Origin of the sequence: Flavobacterium chilense, assembly GCF_001602525.1 — a bacterium.
Classification (GTDB): Bacteria; Bacteroidota; Bacteroidia; order Flavobacteriales; family Flavobacteriaceae; genus Flavobacterium; species Flavobacterium chilense.
Genome location: NZ_LSYT01000006.1, coordinates 215,118 through 237,955, shown reverse-complemented (window position 1 = coordinate 237,955; position 22,838 = coordinate 215,118). Strand labels below are relative to the sequence as shown.

At 31.6% G+C, this 22,838-nt stretch carries 12 protein-coding genes; 7 read left to right on the top strand and 5 right to left on the bottom strand.

The genetic code is table 11. The features are described from left to right. Position 1: 1 nt before the first annotated feature. Positions 2–1,381: a RagB/SusD family nutrient uptake outer membrane protein gene (locus A4F88_RS14910; RefSeq protein WP_068843444.1), complete on the bottom strand. Its 1,380-nt coding sequence runs from the start codon at positions 1,379–1,381 to the stop codon at positions 2–4. Positions 1,382–1,396: 15 nt separating this feature from the next. Next, complete coding sequence (locus A4F88_RS14905; protein ID WP_245179130.1) at positions 1,397–4,513, bottom strand: SusC/RagA family TonB-linked outer membrane protein; 3,117 nt, start codon at positions 4,511–4,513, stop codon at positions 1,397–1,399. A 532-nt stretch (positions 4,514–5,045) separates the two neighbouring features. Between A4F88_RS14905 and A4F88_RS14900 the strand changes: the two genes are divergently transcribed. After that, positions 5,046–5,456, top strand: coding sequence for a hypothetical protein (locus A4F88_RS14900; protein WP_143154963.1), 411 nt, complete (start codon positions 5,046–5,048; stop codon positions 5,454–5,456). Positions 5,457–5,717: 261 nt separating this feature from the next. Here A4F88_RS14900 and A4F88_RS14895 read toward each other — a convergent pair whose 3' ends face one another. The 3 genes from A4F88_RS14895 to A4F88_RS14885 all read right to left on the bottom strand — a co-directional run bounded on the left by A4F88_RS14895 (position 5,718) and on the right by A4F88_RS14885 (position 10,705). Beyond that, complete coding sequence (locus tag A4F88_RS14895) at positions 5,718–6,755, bottom strand: nucleoid-associated protein (protein WP_068843441.1); 1,038 nt, start codon at positions 6,753–6,755, stop codon at positions 5,718–5,720. Next, entirely contained in the window at positions 6,755–9,430 is a 2,676-nt protein-coding gene (locus A4F88_RS14890; protein WP_068843440.1) for a PD-(D/E)XK nuclease domain-containing protein, read from the bottom strand. The genes A4F88_RS14895 and A4F88_RS14890 overlap by 1 nt, the downstream gene beginning before the upstream one ends. Before the next feature lie 126 nt (positions 9,431–9,556). Next, positions 9,557–10,705 (bottom strand): ATP-binding protein, encoded by a 1,149-nt coding sequence (locus tag A4F88_RS14885; RefSeq protein ID WP_068843439.1) that lies wholly within the window; start codon positions 10,703–10,705, stop codon positions 9,557–9,559. Between the two features lie 750 nt (positions 10,706–11,455). Here A4F88_RS14885 and A4F88_RS14880 point away from each other — a divergent pair. The 6 genes from A4F88_RS14880 to A4F88_RS14855 all read left to right on the top strand — a co-directional run bounded on the left by A4F88_RS14880 (position 11,456) and on the right by A4F88_RS14855 (position 22,187). Beyond that, on the top strand, positions 11,456–12,481 hold the full coding sequence (locus A4F88_RS14880; protein ID WP_068843438.1) for a CHC2 zinc finger domain-containing protein: 1,026 nt from the start codon (positions 11,456–11,458) through the stop codon (positions 12,479–12,481). Then, positions 12,447–15,674, top strand: coding sequence for an RNA-directed DNA polymerase (locus A4F88_RS14875; RefSeq protein ID WP_068843437.1), 3,228 nt, complete (start codon positions 12,447–12,449; stop codon positions 15,672–15,674). Before A4F88_RS14880 ends, A4F88_RS14875 begins: the two co-directional genes overlap by 35 nt. A 5-nt stretch (positions 15,675–15,679) precedes the next feature. Next, complete coding sequence (locus A4F88_RS14870) at positions 15,680–16,522, top strand: carbon-nitrogen hydrolase family protein (protein ID WP_068843436.1); 843 nt, start codon at positions 15,680–15,682, stop codon at positions 16,520–16,522. A 513-nt stretch (positions 16,523–17,035) separates the two neighbouring features. Next, the gene (locus tag A4F88_RS14865) at positions 17,036–19,072 is read left to right on the top strand and encodes an AAA family ATPase (RefSeq protein WP_068843435.1); all 2,037 of its coding nucleotides are present in this window, start codon (positions 17,036–17,038) and stop codon (positions 19,070–19,072) included. Then, positions 19,053–20,216, top strand: a complete 1,164-nt coding sequence (locus A4F88_RS14860) for a hypothetical protein (RefSeq protein WP_068843434.1) — start codon at positions 19,053–19,055, stop codon at positions 20,214–20,216. Before A4F88_RS14865 ends, A4F88_RS14860 begins: the two co-directional genes overlap by 20 nt. 114 nt (positions 20,217–20,330) lie before the next feature. Continuing rightward, positions 20,331–22,187 carry a DUF262 domain-containing protein gene (locus A4F88_RS14855; RefSeq protein ID WP_068843433.1) on the top strand — a complete coding sequence of 619 codons (1,857 nt, stop codon included), beginning with the start codon at positions 20,331–20,333 and terminating at the stop codon, positions 22,185–22,187. Positions 22,188–22,838 lie beyond the last annotated feature (651 nt).

Genomic DNA, 22,838 nt, shown 5'->3' with positions numbered 1-22,838 from the left:
TTTAATAACCTGGATTTTGAGGCAGCAGATTCTGATTTAACAGCAGTTCTGATTGCGGAAGAGGTAGGATCATCTGTGTGTCTTTCCATCCCGGTTTTATTGGACTCAGCACAGTTGCTGCCTTTACTGTACGTTTCAGATCGAGCCATCGATGCCCCTGTTCTGTAAAAAGCTCAAAACGTCGCTCTTTTGCGATTGCGTCCAATAATTCTGTCTGCGTATCTGCGGCTGTATCCCCCAAACCGGCACGACTGCGAATTTTATTTAAGTCAGCCTTGGCATCAGATATATGTGACAGATGAGCATTGGCTTCTGCACGAATCAGGTATTGTTCCGCTAATCGAAACAAAATGGTGTATTCCTGTGAAGAGGCAGTGCCTAAAGGCTGTTTGTATTTGTATGATGAATACCAAGAGCCAGTGGCATTTGAAACGGTGCGCACCCACTGAATACGGCGCAGATCACCAGATTCAAAACTGGCTGTAAATGAAGCAGACAATGACGGCTTGGAAGGTGGTCCGCTTGAAAAGATAAAGGTACGTGCATCTTTAGTATTAAGCCCGGCCGTTCCTGGATGAAGTGCCCAGATTGTCGCAGTGGACTGGCGCAGAAATTCCTTTGAAAGATCATTAATCCATATGTACTTTGGATTATTAATTACAGCTGTCGCCTTGGCCGCTGCATTGCCCCAGTCTTCACGATAAAGGTATATTCTTGATAGAAAAGCGGAGGCAGCTGCTTTGTTTACTCTGACTCTTTCTTGGGAAGGATATTCAACAGTTAATAATTTTTCAGCTTCAGTTACGTCATCTATAATATTGAGCCACACTTGTTCCTGGGCTGTTTTTGAGACTGCTTTATTGGCGCTGTAATCAGTAGTTTTTATGTAGGGAACATCACCAAAGAGGTTTACCAGATAAAAATGAAGATATCCACGGATAAACAGTGCTTCACCAGATAATCGCGCCTTCTCATTCTCTTTTAATGACTTTGAATTCTGCAGTCCTTCCAGCATAAGATTCACAGCATAGATTTCACTGTAAGTGCTGTTCCATAATCCTGTTATTAAACTGTTTGAAGGCGTAATTGTATGGTTATTGAACTGCATAATTTCGACACTTGAACCTGTATACTGCATTTCATCAGAGTAGTTTGATAAAAGACTCGACAGTCCATTCAGCGTGCCCGCAACCATTCCTTCCTCACGAAGACGGGCATAAATGTCAGCCATAGCCGCATCAGCGGTTTTAACATTTTCAAATACAGCAGGGGTCGTCAGCTGTGATTGCGGCGTATCTACTTCGGTAAAGCCTTCGCAGGCTGTAAGATTGAAAAATACAGCTCCAAAAATTATTCTTATAATATTAAATCTTGTTTTCATGTGATGATGATTAAATTAAAAGCCAAGCTGAATGCCCATTGTAAACTGGCGCAATGGTGGAAGTGCCGAAGCAGACTGATTTTCAGGATCAGCTCCGCGAAAATCAGTGAGGGTTAATAAGTTTTGCCCCTGTAAGTACACCTTTCCTGTAAAGGTTTTTGACCATGCTGATGGTATTACATACATGAGTGTCAAACTCTTTAGTCTCACAAAAGATGCATCACTGAATGCTGCATTGCTGTCAATCAAATTGTAATGCCCTTCGAGTAATGTGCTATTCTGACCAGTGGTGTACTGCTGCGACACTGCACTCGTGCCGTCTTGTGGGAAGTGATTTCCCATAGCTACAGGCTGATTTACAAAGGATCCGGGCAGAGCTGAAGTGTAGAGATAATTCCTTCCGATCTGCTTTACAAACTGGAATAAAAAATCGAAAGACCAATTTTTATAAGTCAACTGGTTACTTAGACCTCCATAATATTTTGGAGAAGTATCAACGATTGTCTGACGATCGTCTTGATAGGTTATCTGTCCGTCGCCATTAAAATCCTGAAAAGTGTAGTCCCCAGTTTGAGGATCTATACCAGTGTAATTAAAAACTTTCTTGATAAAAAGTGATTCACCAACTACGAGTTGGTTTGCATACGTTGAACTTTCAAGCCCTGGAAAAGAAACCAGTTTATTTTTTGGTACAGTAAGGTTTACTGCAGTTGTCCATGAGAAATCCCTGCCCTTCAAATTGGTCGTGCGAAGTTCCAGTTCCACACCGGTATTTTCCACGGTAGCATCAAAATTTGATTGGATAGAAGAAAAACCTGTCGTCCCGGGAAGAGGCACCCCGACCAATTGATTGGATGAGCGATTTTGGAACCAAGCAGCAGAAAGGAAAATATTATCCTTTAAGAATCCGAGTTCCAATGCGAGTTCAAGTTTTTTGTTTGTCTCCCAGCCAAAATCAGGATTGTAAAGACGAGACGGTAAAAGTCCTACCACCCCGTCATACAAATAAGGAGAAACCTTATAGGTATCCAGATACTGGTAATCTCCAATCTGATCATTGCCGGTAATGCCATAACTCCCGCGGAGCTTCCCAAAACTAATTATAGAATTGTTCTGTTTGAATATATTTTCATTAGAGAACAGCCAAGCTGCGCCAAGAGCGCCAAAATTAGCGAAACGATTATCTGGGCCAAAACGGCTTGAACCATCGCGACGACCTGTTAGGTTCACAATGTACTTTTTTTGCCAGTTGATGTTGAGTCTGCCAAATAATGCATTGTAATTGTACTGCGTTACCTCATGATTCAGTACAGTCACCGTATTGGACGCCGCCAAACTGTTAAGCAGGGCATCACTTGCAAATCCAAAGGCAGATTGTGCCAGTTTCGTCGTTTTTTGGCTCTGGAATGTTGTGCCTACCAAGAAATTTAGATCTATGTCACCCAATTCTTTTTGGTAGTTTAACTGCGGTTCGAAAATATAGGATCTGCCAGTACCGGTAGACACAAATAGAGTTGATTCATGTTCACTTGTATCATAGGGGCTATAAATGCTTAGTGGGCTGGTTACGTTTTGGGACAGTCTGGTATCGTTATATCCCATGCTGGCCTTAACCTGAAGACCAGGAAGCAGATTATAAGACAATACTACATTTGCAATAAGGTTCTGGCTTGTGGTAAGATATGTTCCATTTAGAAATGACAATGGATTGATAAATGTGCCGTTTTCCCAATTCAGACTGCCATCACTTTTATAAAGCTCCGGTGCGTTTGGAGCAAGAGTATAAGCCCGCGAGGTTAAATCCCTGCCCGGCAGTGCATTTTTATCCCCTGAATAGGTGGCTGAAAAATTAAGGCTAAAGCGTTTATCATCGGATTGGTGTGAAATGCTGCTGTTTATTGAGCCCTTTCCATAATGAAAATCACCTGGAAATACAGTTGTTTCTTTGTGATAAGTTCCGCTTAACAGGAATTGTGTATTTTTATTACCGCCTGAAATGGATGTTTGAATACTTTGAATGTATGATGTGCCTCCAATTAATTCCTTCTGCCAATCCGTATTGCGATTTTGATCCCAAGTGCCGTTAATATCGTAAGCTCCTTCAGGATATTCAGTGATACCATCATTAGCAAAAGCTTCTGCACGCATCGCCAGATACTGGTTGGTCTGCATTAAATCCATTTTTCTTGCCACTTTGCCGACAGTCGTAAATGCATTTAAATTAAAACGAGTTTCTCCCGATCTTCCTTTTTTTGTTGTGATCAATACCACACCATTTGCCCCACGAGAACCGTAAATTGCTGTTGCATCTGCATCTTTCAATACCTCAATACTTTCTATGTCGGATACATTTAAATTATTCAGCGGATTTGTAACACCGGAAATAGCGGATGCCGAAACAGTCGGGTCTCCTAATGACTGTGAAGAATACGGAACTCCGTTTACAATATACAATGGATCATTGCCGTCTCCCCGTATACTGTTAAGACCTCGGATCTGAATATTAAAGCCTCCACCCGGCACGCCTGTGTTTTGAGTGATGTTTACCCCTGCCATACGTCCCTGCATTGCTGCTAATGGATTGTTGACAGGCTGTTTGTCGAAATCTCCTGCTTTAATTTTCGCAATGCTCCCAGTACGCTCTTTATCCTTAACTGAATAATAGCCTGTATTGACACGAACTTCCTGAAGAGTAGTAGAATCATACTGGAGCGAAATATCCACTTTTTTCCTTCCCGCAAGAGGAATTAAAGCCGTTTTAAATCCGATGAATGAAACAACTAAAGTATCATAAGGAGCAGTAGAAATAGAGAACTTTCCACTGTAATCAGATATCACAGTATTATTTGATTTGTTTTTTACCGCTATTGTAACACCCGGCAAGGGAGAACTTCCGTCACTTACAGCCCCCTCTATTTGATGTTGTTGTAAAATGTTATAGAAATGCCCTTTTGGCTTTGCGGCAAAAGAGGATAAGAAAGACGTACACAGCCAGATAAAAATTAGGCAATATAGAGCTTTCCTATCCTTGTAAAATGAAAAATTATTCATAATATTGGATTGGTTAGTTAAACGTTGGTTTGATTGACTATGGTCCTCTATATTAGTTTGGTCGCTGTCATAGAGGGCCATTTTTATTTTTGTTGAAACTGATATTGAGTTTTCAATTTAGATGATAACAGTATTATTTCATTGGCATAAGTTTTATGATTTTAATATTTTAAAATAAAAAAGGTATGATTTTCTAACCTGTCAATGTTACAAGATATAGAATCGATAGGGTAATAACCCGGCATTTGCTTTTACTAATTCAACAATAATAAAACTAGTAGGCCGGGTATTACAAATAATAAATTAACAGCTACATCATATTCAAACTATTTACAGGTTAAACAAAAAGGCTGCGTTTCTTTAATATCTAAGGAGACTGCTTTGAGAAGTTGAGGTATGTCCAAAAAAAAGAGGCGCGGAACTCAGCTTATTGTATAGGAGGTACTGGCGGTACCTTTACCACAAATAAGTGAGCCCACGCCCTTTATGGCGTGAGCATTTGCACTTATCATCTCGTGGTAATTTAAAAACGCCAGTTTTCCTATACGAGATTCAAAGCGAATGCTTCAAATTTTTTATTGAAGAATCGCAAATTTAACAAAAAAGTTACTATTTGACTAGTTACAAAATCAAATATATTAAAAATAATCGGTACGCCAAAGCGTACCGATTATTTATTTTAGATATGGTTAATTGCAATGTGAAAAAAATTAGTGAAGAAAATATAAAATTAAAAACTGCACTTAGCCTGAGAAGGTTATTAGAAAGCAATAAAAATTATCCTCATAATGAGAATGATGTGGATATTATTGTAAAAAGTTACGGAAAAATTTCCGATGAGGGAGATATTAGAAAAGCTACTGTTTCAAACATTCTTAATGCTAAATCTGTAGCTAAATCAACAACATTAATCTTAATTTTGGAAGCTATGGGATTTTCTCTAACCGATTTTGCTAAAACATATTATTCAATAAGCGAATCCGATATTGTTGCGTTTAAGAAATTTCTTCTATCACGAGAATAAATTTTGGGCAATTCATTTTATCTTTTTTATTCAGTCATAAATGTAATTTCGATAAAGCGGTGAAAAAATACTTAACCCCCTCGGGATTTATAGCAATTCACTTGCGGCTGCCCTACCTTCCTAAACTGCTCTCTTTTTTCTCTTTTTCCTTAAAAAAAATATTATTGAATAATCATCAGATAATTAAACTATAAAGAGTAAATTATCTAATTTAAATATTAAGATTGATTGCTAAAATGTCGACAATAATTATATACTTAATTATGTTTCACTATCAAAAAACACTTTATAAAAATGTTTTCCACTTTCTTCATCAAATCCTTTATGAATTAAATCAGGTTTGCCGTGTACATAAATATGAAAATTTTTATCAAGTTTAATAACACTTTTAAAAGCTCTAGCCTGCTTTTTTACAACTTGTGGAGAAATCTCAAAATCTTTTGGTAGAATTTCTCCTTGTTTCTCATGACTCTCTTTGAATTCTTTAAAAGAATCGGCAACCTTAGAATTCTGAAAAACTGTTGATGTAAATTCCTCTTCTACAAATTGGCTATTATTTTTAAAATATTCTACTGATTTATTTAGCAAATCAGCCTTCTCAGCCTTACTTACTTCAGTTTCATCCGTTAATTGACTAGTTACAAAAGACTTAGCTAAAGAAAGATAATTTTTAGTTGAGTAATAGTTGTCACGAACAGGTACAACATTCAAAAATTTTTCTTTCCAATATTGAGCATCTTCGGAGCGAGAACTATTCACTAAAGCAATCTTATATCCTCTATCTGCATCAGTATTAAAAATTATACAACCTTTATCTAGTTTATCTACATTCATCCCTTTGTCAGAAGCTAAAACATAATTAGCATGTTTTTTCTGGGCTTTTAGATACATTTCTTTTGTTTCAGATTTGAACAAACCGACTGCATCAATTAATTCATCATCAATTCTACAATCTTGAAAGTATACTATATAAATTTCTCCCTTATTTATTTTTGGATGGGTTGACTCATTATAAAGATGGAGCGAAATCTTTTTAGACTGTTCTTTAAATTCTTCATTATTTTTAAAAATATTTTTAACATACGAATAGACTTCATTCATATCTAAATCAGTCGAATGAAAAAAATTATAAAATTCAGTTCCTTTAAAAGATCCCAAAAGATACCTAGAAAACAATAATTGCGTATCATCATTTTCTACATCGAGATCCGCCTCAGAATAAAGAATTCCTTCATCCCTAAATTTATTCCCTATTTCGTGAACTATTGCTTTTAATATTGTACTATTTGAAAAATCCATTATAATATGTTATATTCTTTAAGTTTCGTTATTTTAAGATCGTCTATTGTATCCGCTAATTCCTTTTTTAATCTATCTATATTAGATAATTTTTTTACTGTATCAGATAAAAACAAGTATGGTTCTGATCTAAAATTTCCATCAACACCACTTTTATTATAAATAGAATTTGAGAAATTATATTTAACTGAATAACCTCCATTTTTTATATTTTGCCAATTGTACTTATAGAAGATTTCAACTTCATCCAGCAACAAAAGCTTTTTAAATTCTTCATCTGAGATATCCACTAATCCCCCAAGGTCTTTACCATTTAAATAAGTTACTATATCACGGTCAGATCGATCTTTAAGACTATCCGGAATCTCTTGATTTCTGTCAAATTTATACTTTATTTTTCTTATTTCAGCTTCCGAAAAAATAACAGAATCTGCAATGTTAGAAAAGCTTAATAAAAAATTTACTCGATCCTTGTTGTTATCAAACCTACTAAATAACAATTGTATTGAGTCATTTTCAATGATATTTTTATTTAGTAGAGATGCCTTATTCGATTTAATTATCCTAGATGCTATTAATTTATCATCCGTAGTTGTTGTTTTGACCGAATTAATAAATAAATTACCACTATCGATTTTACATGAAATTGTAATTTTACCATATGTAGTGTTAACTGCTAAATAATTAGTAGGGTCTTTTTTCTCCGTCTTAATTTCCATTACATATTCATTGGACTTCTCTGGATCTTTTTTAAATGTGGGGCTACTAAGTATTTTTGTATCAAGATTTTTAGTGATTTCTTCTATATTTACAGGTGCAAAAGCTTTAACTATTTCTTCTAAAGATTTTGTAGAGGCTAATTTAAATATTTCTTGTGATGTCTTAGATGATTTTTCTTTAATTTCAATCATAGATTTGAAATCATCCAACTCTCTGGGACTAAAAAGTATTGGACTAATTACAGTAATCAACTTTTTCTTATCCGCACTTTTAATAAATAATCCTCTTTTGGATAAGAAAATTTTCAAATCATTAGATAAAATCGCATCCGTCTTTAAGAACGGTTTTAAAATATCACCATATGGCAAAATTTCTGTAAAAGCTTTATTTAATACTTTAGAAGAATCTTTATTGGGCAAAACTGATTCATTATAAGCCTCATCATTTAAGACTGAAGAATGAGCTTTTATATCACTGATAGCCATTGATTCAACTCGATCAAACCTTTGAACCTTTAATTTTGAAGTTAATCCGGGATCATTAAAAGAGCGAACAATGTCTTTAACTACATTATCAAAGTTATTATCAAAATCCGGAAAATATATTATATATTCATTACCATATCCACTAGTCAAACTTATAGTTAACCAGATGAGTTTTTTAAGGCTGTCTGGATCAAAATTATCCGCACAATATAGAAGAATACTTATCTTATCATGAGATTCTTTTACTATTGGCAACACAGAAGAGTTAATGTACTGAGGTGGTAACTGTAGTCCTCTTTTGCCAATTTTTCCTGGACTTGAGTTTAGATCAGTAATTGGGTACAAAAATTTTACTGGTATTTCGGTTCTGTAGTTCTTGGCAGATACAATTGAACTGATCAAAAACGTTGCTCTAGCGTTATCTACCATTAAATATTGAATATAATCTTCAAGTTTTTCGCGTTTAAAATATTCATGGGATTCGTAGATAAAGTCCTCTTTAAGCTCTTTATTGTCAGAGCTTAACATAAATAACACACTATAGATTTTAGTTTGCTCATTCCTTTTTACTGGTATTTTATTTTGATCTTTAAAATTTTTACTAAATAATGTGATCTTTTCGATGTTGTCATTTATGATCTGTTTTGGATCATCTGGATAACTAAAATCGTGTTCAACATCGACCATAATAAAATCATCAGTATTATCAATCAAACCGCTTTCAATTTCACCTCGATATGGCAAATTATAGTCAATCTCTTCTCCAATATGGTCGTCGAAAAGTTGGACGACCTCATTTTTGTTAAAATTATTCCATCCTACCAGCTCAAAGATATTTTCCACAATTCTGTTTCCAATTGGAATATTACTACTCAAAAATGGAGGTGCAAATGAGCTCCATGGATTTGAAGCTATTTGCTTTTCAATACTTGTTATCCAATCAATAAGCAGATCTTCAAATTCATTGCGAAAAATTTCTTTTCCAGAAATTGCGCCAAAGTTAATTTCCTGAATCAAAGCCTTAACAAGTAGTTCTCGTACAGAGGCGATTATTTTTGACTTCCCTTTCTGCTCATAAAACTTATCTATTTTAACTGAAGCTTCATCTAAAAGAGAATCCATATTTAGAGATTTAAATGGTGCAATTACAACCTTCCCTATTATTTTGGTTTTGCTTAATTTTTCGTCAGGATGTCCAACTAAAATTAATTCATAATGAGTTGCATCAATCGTTGAACTTTCTAGTTCAGTACTCCATTGCTGGGCTTTAAAATATTTGAAGTTATTGATAGAAGATTTTACCTGTGCTACTTTTTTGTCTCCATTAGAATATAACCATTTAATATCGACTTTTTCAGATTCTTTGTTTGGTTCTAAAGTGACTGAACTCCATTCCTTGTCAACCAATGAATCAATTACAGTAATTAGGGATTGTACTAAATAACCTCGTAGTGAATGTTGCCCTCCCATATAAATATTTTAAGTTAGATTATAAAAACGAATAAAAATAGAAAAATTTAACCATATAAATCATACATTATTATAAGTATGTTTTTTTTCAATTGCCAGCAACTTTTCTTTAATTTACGTACTTTCTTATTTTTTTAGTTCTAAGTTTCTTTTGAAAACAGTTTTATGTAAGGATGAATCATCAATAACTTGTACAACCATATTAATTGCCTCCTTAGAAAAAACAACCTTGTGAGAATCTTTAATTGTGTCTAAAGTTTCTAACCAGATATATGTACTGTATTTTAAGTTAATTGTGTTCTCAGGCGGGTTTTCAACTTTAAATTTTTCATCGTACACCCAATCTAAATACTTCACTACTGATTTTATTTGAAAGTTTGAAAACTTATATTTTGCAATTCTTAATGATTCTGTCCACAATGTAGATAACGAAATAAAATCTCTCGGCGTTAATGATTTGACCTCTCCTACAATTTTATACAATGGCTTACCTTCATCATCGGAAATCTTACCAATATCACCCGCCGATATAGCGTTTAAAATAATATTAAATATTCCATCTTCAGATTTATCTATTTCAATTTCACTACTTGACAATACATTATCTTTACCATTAAATCCATAAACCGTATTGTTTTTAGGATTAATAATCAAAATTTCTCGAGGATTAATATCAAATATTTCTGGTAGAAGTTTGGACCAAATCTCCATAAATTCCTTACTTTTTTCATTTGATTTAATTTGAAGAAAATGGTTAAAATCTTGTGTTGTCTCGTTCGCTATCTTATTATTACTTGAAACTCTATATACAATGTCACCTTTTTTTAGTTTATAATCGAGAAAGTCATTAATTGGAATTATCACTTGATTCTGTTTCCCTATTAATAGGTAATAATATTTTCTTGTTCCCAATTGAAAAGATTGTAAATCAATATCAACATTACTTTTTGCTATTTTTTGGAACTTTTGAGAAATATCATTTAAATCAAGTTTATCAAATAAACTCAAATTTTTAATATCTAGACCAACATCTTCTAAAGTCCCATTTATTTTATCTTCCTTTATACCAAGTAATATTATACCTCCATTTGAATTGCCAAATGATAATATATCCTTGGCAAAGTTTCTCATAAAAATTTCTGTAGGATCTGTTATTCCAAAAAAATTTAATTCCATCTTATAATCATAGTGATTATTCTCCTTTGGAAATTTACCGTGATCTTTTAAATTGTCAATAGCAACGGAAACTTGTTCTTTAAGATCTTTTAAATTCATAATTTATATTGTCAATAAAATTAAACTTTTCTCCTAATAACATTCGATGCGAAATATACTTAAGAGACGTCAGTAATATGGGAATAAACTTCTCCGATTAAATCTGGATATTTTTTATTTGTGAAATTTACACGAGAGTTTTTGAGATTTACGCAATCTTCTTTGTCGGCTTTAAAGTATTAATTATTTGATTTTATAATAGTTTTAAAAAAAATCATAAATAAATATTGTTGCTCAATTACAAATAACATAATAAAAATTATTACTCTATTACGGAAATCCGTACCAAGAAAATGATTTTAAAATTCATACACAATACGTACTTATACTGTTTTTTGATTTCAAAAGTTTATATATCTTTATTGAAAATTCTTTCTATGAATTTATAGAACTGACATAAACAGATTTAAATGAATGAAGCCTGATAGTTAATTATCAGGCTTTTTTATTTGAGAAAATTTAATTAATTAAATGTTTTTAAATGTGAAGTATATTTTTAAATCTAATCAAGGTTTTTAGTCTTAATTTAAAAACCGTGTGTAAAGATTTTATTAGCATCAAACATTCAGAAAATTATATCTAAGCATATTATAAACAGCTTTACTTTTAAAAATTTAGGATATAAAATCATGTCACTTATCAGCGAATCTGATCTCTTTCAGATGATAAAATCTAAAAAGTACACTTCAACCAGATAATAATGTAAATCTTACATAATTTAATTACATTGCAGTTTATTTAATAAACTAAATGAATGACATAATATCCAAAATAAAAGAATTATCAATTCTTGAAGTCGCTCAAAGACTTGGAATTGAAGTAAAGGGAAAAAAGGCTCTTTGCTATACTGGACATGATAAAAATCCTAGTTTAAATTTTGATGATAAAAAAGGGTTATTTAACTGTTTTGGATGTGATGAAGGGGGAGATCAAATACGACTTGTTCAGAGTTATTTGAAAATTTCATTTAAAGAAGCTTTACGGTGGTTTTATCAAGAATTTCAAATCCATAATAGTTCGTTACAAAAAAGATCTTTTACAAAACCAGTAAAAGTAGCGAAACTTCCTGAAGAAAATTTATTCGTTCCTAATTCTGAAATATATGAATATCTTTTAAGTAAATTAACACTTAGTGATAAAGGCCGAGAATATTTATGTAAGTCCCGAAATTTTTCAGATAAGATTTTAGAGGAACTTAATATAAAAGATATTCCTTACCCACATTCAGTTTTTGAGGATTTAAAGGAGAATTGGAGTATTGAATCACTATTAAATTGTGGACTATGTAAGAAAGACCCCCAAGGAAACGCCAAATTTATATGGTGGGATCATGTTATTATCTTCCCTTTTTTGAATTTAAACCATCGTATAATTTATATTCAAGCTAGAAGATTAAATTTTAAAACATCAGAAGCAAAATATTTAAATTTATTAGGTGTTAAGCCTTCTTTATACAATCTTACTATTTTAGCCCATTTAAGTGACGGAGAAAAGATTTATCTGTGTGAAGGTGTGCCTGACACTATTTCAGCTATTGGATTGAATCTTAAGGCTATTGGTGTTTTAGGAGCAAATAATTTTAATTACGAATATTTAGACTTACTTAGCAACTTCCAAATATGCGCAATTCCAGATATGGATAATGGGGGAGAAATATTTTTAAAAAATCTTAGAATTGCATTTGACACAATTGGTAAAACTGTACAGCTAATTAAAATTCCAAAACCTTATAAAGATTTAAATGAGTATTTTAGTAAAAAAGATAATCGATCATAATAATTTATATTGGGCATGGGAAAAGGCGAAAAGCTTTTATAAACCTGGCGATATATGGTTCAATGAGATTGAAGTTGCCGCTTTTGAGGCAAATTTAGCTAATGAACTTGCGTCAATAAGACAAGATGTTCTAGATAATTCTTATAAATTAGAATTTATAAAACCCGTTGCGTTTCCAAAAGGGCGCAATGAGGAAGGTCCGAGAACTAGACAAACATTCTGGATTTCAGTAAGAGATCAAGTAATTTGGCTAGCTGTGGTAAATATCATTGGCAGGTATTTAGATTCTAAAATGCCATTTTGGAGTTATGGAAACAGATTATATATCACTATGTTTTACGACGATATATTAAGATTTGGATTCTATAGAAATACGACACAGTATACTTATCGTAAATGGTCGCAAAGTTGGCCTTTATATCGCAGACATATAAATATCACAACGAAATACTTAACTAAAGAAGATACATTTATTGAAGACTTAGATCAAAACGAAAAAAAAGTTATTGAAGTTAATGATCAACTTTCAAATCATCCTTTAAAATCAGACTATTTAAATTTTGAATATTGGACAGGTAAAAAAACTCAAAAGTTATATTGGGCTGGATTGGATCTTGAGAAATTTTACCCAAGCATTAATAATAGCATTATTATTAAAAATATTTCCACTTTCCTGCCTGAAAAACTTCGATGTGAGGATTTGAATTACTTGATTACAAATCTTTTAGATTTTAAGCTGAATATTGATAGATGGTCGGAGGAGGAATTAAAAATTATTAATCTCGATTCCGGCAATTTGAATTACCAGAATTTACCTACAGGACTTTTTACTGCAGGGTTTTTAGCAAATGTTGCATTATTGCATGTTGACAAACAAGTACAGGCAGAACTTAAAATCAATAGAACAATTGCGCATTTTAGATACGTCGATGATCATGTTATCCTGTCCACATCCTTTGACGGATTAGTTGATTGGATAAAAAAATATGAGAAAATAATTCTCGAAAGCGAAATTGGGACTAATTTTAATCCAAGTAAAACAGAACCTGCATCTCTGGCGGAATATTTTAAATCTATTGAAGACAATAATGATCAACAGCTTTCAAATTACGAGAAAGCAAAAAGTCATTGTAGCCTTGATCCCGACTTCCCTAGTCCATTAATGACAAAGACATTGTCAAAAGTATCTACAATTGCAGGAACAACATTTAATTTACTGAGTCCTCATGAAGAAAAAAATTTGATAGCTGACGTTGAGCATTTGTTAGTTACCGAATTCCCTGATCATGAACTTAGAAAAGATACAAGAGTATCATTTGCTGCAAGAATGCTAACATCACTAATTCCTCAAATGAGTGTAGATAGTAATGAAGAATATCGTTTGCATAAAAACATATGTATAAAAGATCAGGAAATTTACCAAACCAATAAATCTAAATTAGATAAAATAGAAATTGAGATTTTAATTGCGAAATTAAACATTGAAAGGACTGATTATCAAAATGCTTTAAAAACTGAAAACGATCGACTAAAAAATGAAGAGAAAAGAATAGCTAATCACACAATTAAATTGTTATTAAAGGCCGTACAAGACAATCATGATAAAGTCAGATTATGGGGAAGGCTAGCTGAATTTTTTCTAAGATCTGGAGAAGGAAGCCCAAAATTACTATTATCTGAAATAAAGAAACTAAAAGATAGAGATGAAGTTAATGATCTTTCTTTAACATTTATTAATGCCTTAATTTTGCAAGTTTTAACTAATGTACTGTTTGAAGCTGTTAGGGTATTAGATAGTATTAATTCATCTCATAAAAAAAAGCAAAGGGCAATAAATTTTTTACATAATTTGTATAACGAGAAATTAATTAACTCCTTCATAAAACTTAGCAATGAAAAGCTTAAATTTTATGAAATGGTTTCTTTTCATCAATTCATTTACGCATGTATTAAAATTAAGGATCTAGTAAATAAAAAGTATTTAGGAGAATCTGAAAAAATACAAATTAATATCAATTATAAATTTAATTTGAAGGGCATCGAGAAGGGCGATAAAGATTTAGATAATTTAGGTATTTGGTCATGGTGGATATTTAATAAATTACCTAGAAGAAAATTTGAAGAGAAGCCTTATTTATGGGATGAAATGGTTTCCAAATTACAGCTTAAAAATTCCATAGATTTTAATGTATTACTACTTTATCCAACTCATATACCATTAAAATCTCTCTTGCTTATTGAAAAGAATACTGAATTTGACATTGATGCGAACCAAGCTGTTCTATTTGATATTTATAAAAGCCAAAAATTAAATCAAGCAAAGAAATTACCCATATTCTCAAAAATAATAAGGAAAGATAAAAAATTAAAAAGTAGCTTAACTCTTTTTGAATGGATAAAATGGACTTCTGAACAATCTCAGCTAGATAAGATTGATGAAAATGGAATAACTTTCGATCCTAGACTTAGTGAATGGACAGCTTTGGAGATAGTTAAACAGGTTGCGGAGGATATTAGGTCAAAACAAGAAAGTTTGAGTGAAGAATTGTCAGGCGGTGGAGATTTTGAATATTATAAATTTGTTCATCCTCACAATTTCCGCGTACCTAAAAAATGGTTTGATATGGAGAGAAAATTAACTTGGGAGCTACTTTCTAACTTAATGCAAACTAGAAAAATTACAATGAGATCAAAAGAAAATTTGATTATGGAGAATAGATTTATTCCTCTCTTTGAAGATAGTATTGATCCAAATCAAGCTATGTTTTATGCATTAGGAAACTTACTAGTCTCATTGCTAGCAAAAAATACTTACCTCCCTAATAAATGGAATCCTCTTGGATTTCAACAGGGCTGGACAGGATTAGCAAATGCAAAATTAGGAGATGTTGCCGTTTCAACCTACACGAGAAGCATTATTAGCTCTTGTTTTTCAAAAAAAAATATTGAAACTCAATTTAATTTGAGATTGCCCCGATTGGATTTTGAATTTGATGATGATACAACTTATGATCCGCCACCTATAAAAATCATTGATGATTTTATAATTCTAGTTGACAAAGCTCTTTTAAAACTTAAGAATCAACAACTATTAGTTTCAAGTCAACAGCCCCGTCAACTAACTCCAATAAGTTTAATACAATTAAAAAGAGCTGATTATCTAGGGGAATCTGCTATAGAAAATATAGAATAAATAATATGCTAAAAGAATTTATTAATATTGGCTTTATCCAAACTGTTGTTGAAGGCAATATAGCTTGGCCTGCAGGTACTTTTCAAATGTCTAAAGAAAGTGAGGAGAAAGTTTGGGCCGAATTAAAAAAAGGCTTTGTAGATTTAATGAATGGCTATGAGAAACCTCACATCATCGTTATCCCTGAAGTTTCTGTGCCTCATGGATACGAATTAGATTTAAGAAGATTAGCAAATGCTTCATCATGCATTGTTATTGCGGGTCTTGATTTTTATTTAGATGACGATAAAATGTATAATAGAGCGACAGTCATTATACCAAGTAATTGGCCTTCGTTGGTTCCATCAAGAGCATGTTCTCATTTTTATTTTGGAAAAACTTTTTATTCTAGTGAAGAAGAGCAAATCTTCCAAAAGGATTTTACTTTAGTCCCCCTACCTGAAATATATATTATGAACGCAGGAGAATTTGGAAATATCGGCGTAGCAATATGCTCAGATTTTTTTGATATTGAAAGATTTGTAGTGTATAAAGGTCGTATTCATCATTTAATAATTATTTCGCACAACAAGGATACAGACTCATATTATTTTCTAGCAGAAGCAATTGCCAGATTAGTTTATTGTAATGTAATTATTTGTAACACAGGTGAATTTGGGGATTCGATAGCTTTTAGCCCCGCAAAAGATTCTTTTAAAAGAATTGTATATCGTCATAAAGGGCAGGGATTATTTTCAAGTCAAGTCGTTAGCTTACCTGTTGAATCTTTGGACAAAGAACAAGTTTCAGGAGTAAAAAATATCTTATTTAAAAGTAGACCTCCAGGCTACATAAAGAAAAAATTTTAAAAGATTAAAAAATGGATTATTAAGTGCACACCATTAAGTTAAAAATATTAATTTCAAACTGCTATAAGTTTAAATTTTACACAAAAAGTATTATACAGACTTAGAAAACTATTGCATTTTCATTATCTCTTCAACATCTCGATAACTTAAAGTAGACCTAAGCTTGAAATATGCTGCCAGCAGAATAATAGACTTTTGATAACAATGACCTTTTGTATTCATTAATTGGAGAATTTAAAAAGGTGAAATTTAACTTTAAATGCGAAAGAGCCATAAAATGATTTAATAAATTATATTAATTCAATCAATAATATGGAACAAAAACATTTAAAAACTTCAAAAAATACTTACTAATAAACATTGATAAAATGCCAAATTAATGGTATGTTTGGAATTTAGAAGCTAATTTCATTATTAAAAAAGCAGCTAAAAAAATCGTTACTTATTTTAAACTTCCAAAATATTCATATAAGCAAAAAGCGAATTATTATATCTAGGAAAAAATAATTTCAGATGCAGCTAGAATATATTTGGATAGAAGACTATGGTGTTTTAAAAAATAAGGGATTTAATTTTAATCCTAATGCTTGTTATTCTTTTGATGAAAAAACAGGAGTAATTACTAAAGAAATAAAAAACGAAATTCCAGTTGATTTTTTTCATATTGAAAACGACACAATTTCAGGTATTACAGCACTTGTTGGTTCTAACGGAGCCGGAAAATCAACTGCACTACATTTCATAGCTAGTTTTTTATCACATTCTACTTCACTTGCAGGATTTATTATTATCGACGATTGTATAATAAATAAATCAGATGTCAAGATAAAACTTAACCCAAAATGGATCGGAAAAAAATTACCTATCGTTGGTAGAGCTGATCTGATAAATAAATATAAAAATAATCAGGGAAATTTCAATACAGAAAATGATTCAGACGATAAACATCATGCATTAGGACTACAAATTCTGGGCAATTACATTAATGATACCATTATAATAAACTTTGCAGGCGAAATTAATTTAGAGAATACAACAAGGGTCTATCAATCACTCTTTAGTCTTTCAGAAGAATACGAAAATGGTTACTATGTAGATATTTCAGATATATCTTTGATGACAGACGATCAAAATAAATACAAGTCTGATAAGGCAGTCTATTCAGGCGAGAATCCAATTTTAACCTATAGATCCGGGGAATCTCAACGAAACTTAGATTTATTGCACAGTAAATTTAAGCAGTTTATTCCCTTTTCCATAGATAATTTAGCAATCAATATGCTTTTCAACGATATTGATACTACTTTCTTTACAACCTATGATGAAATGGCCTTTAGCCCACTTATAGATTTATTTGTATTGTTAATCGAAAAAGAGCATACAATATCCGAACAGGATCAGCTTTTCTTTAAAGAAATAAAATTAAATGGCTTGGGAGGTTACTTCAGGAAAAAATTTTATGATTACAATCCATCATCAGTTAACGGAAAATTAAGAAAACACCTTTATTATTACTTATTGCTTCGACATATTCGCGAGCAGATCATGCAGACAATGGGAGAGTTAAGTGAAAATAATAAATTGACTCCATTTATGGAACTCATACAAGATGTAATGAAGAATTTTAATAATAAAAATTCATATACACATCAAATAAGATCATATTTTAAAAGATCCTCTTTTGCCGAGAATTTTACTGGAAAATTAGATCTGGAAGCACTTGATAGTTTTGAGAATAAAATTAGGAAACTAAAAATATGGGACTATAAACGCGAAAGATTTGACTTGTCAAAACTTCCGGATTTGGATGCCCTGAATAGTACTATCAAAAATTTTGACAAAGAATCTAAAGTAAAGTATACTCCAACTACAATTTTTGATTTGGATATTAGAGGGCTAAGTACAGGGGAAAAACAATTTTTAAAAATCTTTTCCAGATTTATATCGTATGAACTAAATAATCTCATATACAAAAAAGTAAAACAATTTATTATTTTGATAGATGAATTTGAAATTGGTTTCCACCCCTTATGGCAAAGGAAATTTTTAAAAATATGGATCGATTTCCTTGAAAAATATGTCAATCAAACTCCAGAAAATAAAATTAAAGTACAGCTTATCCTAACAAGCCATTCCCCTTTTGTTGTTTCAGATTTACCTAAGCAATGCATAAATTTTCTAACAAAATCTGAGTCAAAAAAAAACAATCAAATCGAGACCTTAAATAAACATAATGCAACTTTTGGGGCTAATATACATTCGCTATTTACAGATGCCTTTTTTATTAGCGATGGTTTAATGGGGGATTTTGCACAGTATAAAATAGATTTATTAATCAAGGAGATTTTCAAACAAGAGAAATATACGCATGCCGAATATGAAGGGTTTAAGCCCTTAATTAATATTATTGGCGAGCCATTTATCCGTGCTAAATTATTTGAAAAAATAGCAAAAGGAATGGAGACATCTGATATTGACCTTCTAATATCCGAAAGAGAAAGAGAAACAAACTATTTAAGATCAATAAGAAATGATAAAGATCCAGCATAATGATTTAGAAGACATAAAAGATGATTTTTATACTGGCATTCATAAATTAGTCACTGACAGAATTGATTTCTATTCTTTAGCATTTCAGGTTATTAACGGAAGCATTCAGGTTAAAGAGTTGAGTAAACAGGTCACTAATATTGGATTAAAGAAAAAAACTGCACTCCTTAAACTCTTATTTATTGACCCTTCTGATTTAACAAAGAAAGCACACTATAGTAATTTAACCCAGTCAGCAAAAATTAAAAAAATTTATATTGCTAATACACAAAATTATATTGATTTGTTTTCTTTATTAAAAAAAGGAGATACCCTGAAAAGCATTATTCTCTCTGAGCCGGATAAACTTAAAAATCAAGAAAAAAAAATTATTCCATCATGGGATAGTCTGGAAAATATCAGGAAACTGTTTGAAAATATTTTTGACTATGATACATTTTGTAATAAAGCAGAGACTAAGTACTATAATGCCTATCAATTAGCCGAAGCCCTACAGGTAAATGTTTGTCCATATTGCAACAGGTCATATATCTCAACGATTATAGAAAATAAAAACAGAAAAATTATTCGTCCCAGTTTTGATCATTTTTTTGCAAAGGCTAAACATCCTGCGCTTGCAGTTTCTTTCTATAATTTAATACCCTCTTGCAGTAATTGCAATTATTACCTCAAAGGTAAAACTGAATTTGATTTAGACAAATATTTACATCCCTATATGGATGGCTTTGGTAAGGATGCATATTTCGATTTTTCGTTTAAAGGGCTCCACAAGGACAAAAGCCATCCGTCAAATTTTGAAATATCTCTAAATATAAAACCAAGCACTACTGCAAAAAAGAAACGGCAGCTTCAGGGCATAAAACCTACTGATAAGGAAGGTAGTGTTAAAATTTTTAAACTTCAGGAGATATATCAGGCACATACCGATATTGTTGGGGAGATATATGAGAAATTAGATGAAAAAAGTCCGTTTTACGCTCAGTCCATATTCAAATTTATAGAAGCACTTAATTCATCAAAAGCAGATTTCTATAAATTTTATTTTAATAATTATATCAATGAATTAGATTTTAATAAAAGACCACTTTCTAAACTTACAAAAGACATTGTATCCAAATATTTGCCAGAGATTATTTCAAAATGACAAAAAATGAGTCAGGTCACAAAAATAAAATACAAATCAAATTCTTATAGTCTTACTTTTTCTATTTTAAAACTTTGAACAAAGTTAATCAAACAAGAATTTACATATAATTACATGGAAAAAAAAACATTATCAAACATTTTAGAAGGCAAAATTTTTCAAATACCCGATTATCAGAGAGGTTATGCATGGGAAGAAAAACAATGGAAAGAGTTTGTACAGGACATTGATGCACTAATAGACGATAAAATTATAAATCACTATACCGGAACTATCGTGATATACCAAGCACCACATAAGCCTACATGCAACTATGGAGTTAAGAGGCCGGAAATAGTAGATGTGGTTGATGGACAGCAAAGGCTAACCACCTGCAGTTTATTTTTGTCAATAATTATAAAGGAACTTGTCAATAAAGGACAACAAGATTATAAAGATGAAACTCCTTTTTATTTGTATTCAGGCAGTAAAAGTAAACTACGACTTAATAACGAAACGGAAGATTTTTATTTTGATCTCATTTCAAAAGGAAGTACCAACATTGATGCAAATTCCATTCATCAGAAACGAATTCTTAGTGCCTATCTTTTTTTAAAAGAACATATTCACGAACAACTTCAATTACGTAAGGAAAATGGTGTAGAATACTTGAAAGATTTATTTGATGCAATAACAAGAAAACTAAATTTTTCATACTATCCTATAGAGGTTGAAAGTGAAATCGGAATGACATTTGAATTAATGAACTCCCGAGGTAAGGATTTGTCTTCAATGGAATTACTTAAAAACTACCTCATGTACTGGATATACCGAAATGTACCGGAAAATTCAGAAAAAGAAGATCTAACAAAAACAATTAATAAAACATGGAAAGAAGTTTACGTTAATATAGCAAAGTGTAATGGCAATGAAACGCAGTGCCTACGAGTTTCATGGACGTTATTAATTAACCACACACCTAAAAGTTGGCTTGGATATACCGGTTTTAAATCTGACGAAGTAATCCCCTTACGTGATTTTTCAATAAAAAGTAAAGAAAATGTAAAGCTTTTTCTGAAGTCTTTTGCAGATGGACTTGCACTAATTTCAAAACATTATTCTGCTATTACAAAGCCACGCAGTATATCTAACATCGATAAAGAATTTGCTCTGTTATCCAAGATTAGAAATAGTGGAAATATCGCAAATTTTCTACCAGTTATGATAGCAGCTAGAATAAAACATGAAAATAATGAAGTCGACGACCTTTCGTACTATAATTTTCTAAAAGCAATTGAAACATTTTCTTACAGAGTTTTTTTATGGGAAGGTAAAAGAAGTAATTCAGGGATTTCAAGTTTTTATCGCTGGGCAGACGATATTTATTCTTCTAAACATCATTTAAATTCTGTAACAGACTGGATATATGGAGCTATAAATTGGTATTCCAATGAAAATAGCTTCAGAAAATCACTAACCAAAGATTTCTTTTCGTGGTATCAATGGAAGAAATTATTAAAATATACTTTATTTGAATATGAACTTTACCTCTTAAAAGACAAGAACAAACCAAAACTAAACTGGCAAGATTTAACGGATTCTACTATAGAACATATTCTACCACAAAAGCCTGATGTTAATTCCAATTGGCTAAAAACCTGGTCTGAATCTGATCGTCAACAATATATGCATGACATCTCAAATTTGGTACTGACAAAAGATAATTCGAGATACAGTAATTTTGAATTCGAAAGAAAAAAAGGAACAGCAGGGTTAGGATATTGCTATTCAAATTCTGATATCCGTCAAGAAAGAAAAATAGCTGAATTTGATATTTGGAATGTCGAAAATTGCAAAATAAGACGTAACGAATTAACAACATGGATCATTTCATCATGGGGGAATGACAAATATTTTCAAGCCAGCACAAATGTTGTACCCGAATTTGAAGACTTTGAAGAGACTGAAGAAAATGAATTGTTAAACAGCTGAAACCGGCAAAACAAATGATTTTTTTCAAAATTTACCGCCTATTTTTCGATTTTTTTCTCTACATTTTAGAGGTATTAAAACCCAAAGAACTTCAGAGTTTCCTATTGATGCCCTTCTTTTTTGAATAAACATAACACTCAATGTTTTATGGTGCATTCGATACAGGTGGCTGTCCCTCATCGATTTTATAATTTTGCCCTAAAAGCGTATCAATATTTTCATCCATAGCGTCTTAATTTAGATTAGTTAGTATGATTTTGCCAGTACAGGTTTCAAATCAAACTTCCTGTTTTAATTGAAAATATAAAAAGCATTTGTGATCATAAACTAATTTTTTAAAGGTGATTAATCTCAAAAATCCTTTACTATTTTAATCAGCCCTTAAAAATCAGTGCAGAAATTCTTGGTTACAAAAAAGAAGTCCTTTGGTTCTTTGATGTCATAAATCCTTTACGAGATGGATTCTTCCTATTTTTCATTAGCAATACTTAATTGCAATCTGATAAACTAAAAAAAAATCAAATAACTAAAAATCAAGTATTTATACTCTATTTTTTAATTATTTTAATATCGAAATTTGTCTAACTATAATGTTCAGTACTTTGTTAAAAGATGTTTAAGAAATAAATGTTCATATTAAAAAAATAATTC